The organism is Desulfocastanea catecholica, from assembly GCF_054657295.1.
This window is the reverse complement of record NZ_BAAHYZ010000112.1, coordinates 1-755: the sequence shown is the minus strand read 5'-3', so window position 1 is coordinate 755 and position 755 is coordinate 1. Positions and strand designations below refer to the sequence as shown.

Annotated in this window: 2 protein-coding genes; both read right to left on the bottom strand. The window is 38.1% G+C overall.

Annotation, left to right across the window (positions count from 1 at the left end):
- Nucleotides 1-140 precede the first annotated feature (140 nt).
- Nucleotides 141-404 (bottom strand): BrnA antitoxin family protein, encoded by a 264-nt coding sequence (locus tag ACYQ8U_RS23095; RefSeq protein WP_459947911.1) that lies wholly within the window; start codon nt 402-404, stop codon nt 141-143.
- The gene (locus tag ACYQ8U_RS23090; protein WP_459947910.1) at nt 397-705 is read right to left on the bottom strand and encodes a BrnT family toxin; all 309 of its coding nucleotides are present in this window, start codon (nt 703-705) and stop codon (nt 397-399) included. The genes ACYQ8U_RS23095 and ACYQ8U_RS23090 overlap by 8 nt, the downstream gene beginning before the upstream one ends.
- Nucleotides 706-755 lie beyond the last annotated feature (50 nt).

Genomic DNA, 755 nt, shown 5'->3' with positions numbered 1-755 from the left:
CAAGATTGAAATTTTAAATTCGAGGTCTGACCAAGCTAACCCTTTTGATAAGGCGGTTGAAAATAGCCGAGAAGCTATTGCCTTGTGGATAGCAATGGGGTCAGAGGTGATGCTGGAGCATGGGAGCTAGAGGTGATGAACTACATAAGTTCTTTTTTTATGCGTTCAGCAAGGAAAATTTTCATAAGAGATTGATATGGCACATCTTTTTTGTTTGCCAGAAGCTTGAGTTCTTCGAGCATTGATTCAGGAAGACGGAGAGATATTTTTTTCACGGAAGGTTTAAGATTTGAAAAGATCACTCTTTCTGCTTGATCCCAATTGATATATTCCGTTGAGTCGTGTGTGTTCCAAAACTCTTTCTCTTCGTCTTCGTTTTTGAATACAGGTAGTTGTTTAGCCATTGTTGTACACCTTCTTTTCTTTACGGCTCATGTCCCTGGCGGAAATCACACGAATGAGATTGTTTCTTACTGTAAAAACAATAAACAGCAGTCTTTTCGAGTCTGTTTTGCCTAGAGTGTAAAATCTCAACTCAAGTTTTGAATGTGCAATATCCTCTCCGATTACCAAGGGACGATTGAAAAAAATCTGCTCACATTCTGCAGGGCTGACACTGTGTTTTAGCCAGTTTTTATCAACATTTGAAGTATCCCAATCAAAGCCGAGGCACTCATTAAATATTTTATTGTAAATTTTATCCATATGTAGTGTATATACTCATGCCATACATTTTGTCAAGTTTGCACATGGAC

What these genes read in the sequence shown, in the direction of transcription:
- ACYQ8U_RS23095 (WP_459947911.1), bottom strand. Translation starts at nt 404, where the DNA reads ATGGCTAAACAACTACCTGTATTCAAAAACGAAGACGAAGAGAAAGAG.
- ACYQ8U_RS23090 (WP_459947910.1), bottom strand. Translation starts at nt 705, where the DNA reads ATGGATAAAATTTACAATAAAATATTTAATGAGTGCCTCGGCTTTGAT.